We start from the raw sequence: 3,290 nt of genomic DNA, 5'->3' as shown, positions 1-3,290 counted from the left end.
CACGCCCCCGGAACGACGGCGCCCACCGGTGTGCCGGGAACCCCCGGAACAACCGGGAACCGCGGGCCGACCGCCCACGCTGGTACTCAGCGGGTTCCCGGGACGCCAGCGGCCGGAGCGGCCCCGTGGAACCGCAGGTCGGCCGCCACGGCGGTACCGGAAAACCGCATGAGCGCGGCCGAGGAACAGGGCGCGCACCAGGCACAGGCCCCTCGGGAGGAACGGGAGCGGGTGGCGTTCACCCTGGAGTCGGGCACCAACCACGTCCTGGCGGTGACGGTGGCGGGTGACCAGGCGGTCGTGGGCGTCTCCGTGCGGGTGACCGCGGCCCCGCCCGTGGAGGGGCTGCGCGCGGAACGGTTCGACACCTCGGTCCGGCTCGGGTGGACCTGGCCCGAGGACGCCTGCGCGGCGATCATCTCCTGGCGCCCCGAGGAGCGCGGCACGGAGACCTGGACCGGCGGCCAACTGCGCTGCACCCGCCGCCAGTACTCCTCCGACGGGGGCTTCGAGACGCTCATGGGCCCCGAGTCGGTGCGGGTGGACGTGCGCGCCGTCGTCCCCTTCGAGGGCGGGGAGGCGGTGAGCTCCGCCGCGACCGTCACCGTTCCCGGCCGGGCCGTGCTCGACTACCGCGTGGAGTCGGCGGGCCTGCTGCGCCGGGACCGGGTGGTGCACCTGGTCGCGGAGGAGGACTGCACCATGCCCGAGGTGGTCGTGGTGTACGCCGACGGCCCCGTCCAGCCGCACACCGCCGACCAGGGGACGGTGCTGGCGGTCCTGCCCGCCCAGTACCTGTCGGCGGGCGAGTGGGTCTCGGTGCGCGTACGGCCTCCGCGGGGCACCGGCCAGGGCTGGCTGATGTGCTTCCCGGCGGACGACGACGGGACGGGGGTGCGGCTGCGCCAGCCCCCGGTGAGGGAGTTGAGGTGCTGAGGAGCCTGGACGCCGTGCGCTCGCTGATCCCCGTCGAGGGCCGCCTCCTGGTGTGCCCCTACTGCTACTCGCGGTTCGCCGAGCGCCGCATCCGCTTCCGGTGCACGGGGCGCCCGGGGCCGGACGGGCGGGTGTGCGCGCCGGTGGAGGACGCCGCGATCCGCGCCCACCTGGGGCGGCGCGAACGGCTGCCGCCGGTCTTCGAGGCCGACGGGCGCAGTGCCCGGGCGGTGTGCCCGGAGTGCGCGTCGACCACCGGCAGACAGGTGTGCGCCACCTGCCACGCCCAGCTCCCCGTGAACTTCGGACGGATCCGCAGCCGGATGATCGCCCTGGTCGGGGCGCGCGACGCGGGCAAGACGGTGTTCATGACGGTGCTCATCCACGAGCTGATGAACCGTGTGGGCTCCCGGTTCGACGCGTCGGTGGGGGGTTCGGACGACCAGACCCGGCACCGGTTCCACGCCGACTACGAGACCCCGCTCTACGAGGAGGCGCGGCTGCTCGGCGCCACCCGGCGCACCGGGGTCACCCGCGAACCGCTGGTGTTCCGGTTCACCACCCAGCGCCGGGGGCTGGGCGGCAGGCGGCCGCAGCACACGCTGCTGTCGTTCTTCGACACCGCCGGGGAGGACCTGACCTCCGAGGCGAGCGTGGAGGCGAACCTGCGCTACCTCAACAGCGCCGACGGGATCATCCTCCTGCTGGATCCGCTCCGGATGGAGGGCACCCGGCAGCTGGCCGCAGCGGGCGGGCGACCGCCCGCCCCGGACAGGGCGCGGAGCCGACCGCTGGACATGCTGGGACGCGTCACCGACCTGCTGATGAGCCGCCCCGGAGCCGTCAACAGGCTGATCCAGGTGCCCATGGCGGTGTGCCTGACCAAGATCGACGCGCTGCACGGCGAACTGGACGAGGGCTCGCCCCTGCACCGGCCGCAGCCCACCGCGCCGTTCTTCGACGAGTCCGACAGCCAGGACGTGCACGCCCAGATCCAGCAGCTGCTGCACCGGTGGGACGGCGGCGGGGTGGACGGCCACGTGCGCAACCACTACCGCAACGCCCGCTACTTCGGGGTGTCGGCCCTGGGCGGCGTCCCCGACGCGGGCAACCGCGTGCGCGGCGGGGTGCGCCCCTACCGGGTCGCCGACCCGTTCCTGTGGATGCTCAGCGAGTTCGGGGTCATCCCCTCGCGCGAGGCGTCCTGGTCCTGAGCCCGGCCCGGCGGACCCGCCGGGCCGGGGTGTCCGGGCCCCCGTGAACCACCACCGACCCAGAACCAGACCCCCCGCGACGACCAGACCGAAGGGGTGCGCCGATGGGCTTCGCGCAGCTGTACTACACCTCGTGCGAGCACGGCCTGTCCGGTTACGCCGGGTACCAGTTCAACGCGGCGACCCCCGGGGTGGACCCCCGGGTGCTCAGGGAGGTCGAGCGGTTCACCGTGTACGAGCCGCCGCGGTCCCGCGAGCGCGTCGACGAGCATCCGGTCAACCTGTGCTACTCCCCCGACGTGGGCGGGGTGCCGGTGGTGAGCCGCGTGGTCTCCAGCGGCGACGACCCGTCCGGGAGGCCGGGCAACTACTTCGCGCACAGCCTGGTGGCCGCGGGGCCCGGGGAGTCCGGCCCGCTGCCCGCGGAGCTGTGGGAGGCCGACTTCTGGGCGGAGGAGCCGGTCGGCGACCCCGGCCTGTCCGAGCTGCCGGAGCTGTCGGAGCCGGAGATCGGCCCCGGCCCGCTGGACCGCCCGCGCACCGACGCGTGGGTGCGGGGCCGCTCGGCGGAGGTGGTGGCTCGGCTGCTGCTCGCCGTCGACGACGCCGTGGACGACTCCCGCCCGCTGGTGCTGGTGGCCGACAGCACGTCCGTGGCGCACTGGGTGGCGGCCCTGAGCCACCTGCTTCCGCCGCGGCGGGCGCGGCTGCTGTCGTTCGCGACCTACTGCGGCGACCCCGACGAGGCGCTCGTGCAGGTCGTCGGCGTCGCGCCCGACTCCGACACCGCGCTGTGGCGCGACAGGTTCACGGTGTACGACCCGGAGGAGGACCCGCCGGACGCGCTCCCCGAACCCGACCCCCGTGCACGCGCCGTGGCCGATCGCCTGGTCCGGCTGGGCACGCGCCGGGCGGCCGTGTTGTGGCACCGGGCGCGGCCGTACGCCTCGGGCCGCGAGGGCGCGCTGGCGGACTGGCTCCCGGTGCTGGCCGCGGCGTCCCTGCTGGACGCGGACGCTCCCGCGCGCGAGGACCTGCGGGAGGTGCGCGAGTGGCTGTCCGAGGCGGTCGAGTGGCTCGCCCCCGAGGACGCGGCGGCGCTGGTCCACCGGATCCTGGACGCCGACGCCGCGGCGTCGG

At 75.2% G+C, this 3,290-nt stretch carries 2 protein-coding genes and 1 pseudogene; all 3 read left to right on the top strand.

Annotated elements, in window-relative coordinates; all coding sequences use genetic code 11:
- Window positions 1-168: 168 nt before the first annotated feature.
- Window positions 169-936 carry a hypothetical protein gene (locus DQW06_RS27545; protein WP_117199580.1) on the top strand — a complete coding sequence of 256 codons (768 nt, stop codon included), beginning with the start codon at window positions 169-171 and terminating at the stop codon, window positions 934-936.
- Window positions 930-2,150 (top strand): hypothetical protein, encoded by a 1,221-nt coding sequence (locus DQW06_RS27540; RefSeq protein ID WP_198048829.1) that lies wholly within the window; start codon window positions 930-932, stop codon window positions 2,148-2,150. The genes DQW06_RS27545 and DQW06_RS27540 overlap by 7 nt, the downstream gene beginning before the upstream one ends.
- 104 nt (window positions 2,151-2,254) lie before the next feature.
- Window positions 2,255-3,290 (top strand): annotated as a pseudogene (locus DQW06_RS27535) (hypothetical protein); the annotation flags it as partial.

This window comes from Nocardiopsis sp. TNDT3, from assembly GCF_003427465.1.
GTDB classification, from domain to species: Bacteria; Actinomycetota; Actinomycetes; order Streptosporangiales; family Streptosporangiaceae; genus Nocardiopsis; species Nocardiopsis dassonvillei.
Note: the sequence above shows the minus strand (reverse complement) of the source record. Positions and strands in the feature narration are given on the sequence as shown.

Bases quoted from the DNA above. Each gene is read 5' to 3' on its own strand.
- DQW06_RS27545 (WP_117199580.1), top strand. From the start codon at position 169: ATGAGCGCGGCCGAGGAACAGGGCGCGCACCAGGCACAGGCCCCTCGG.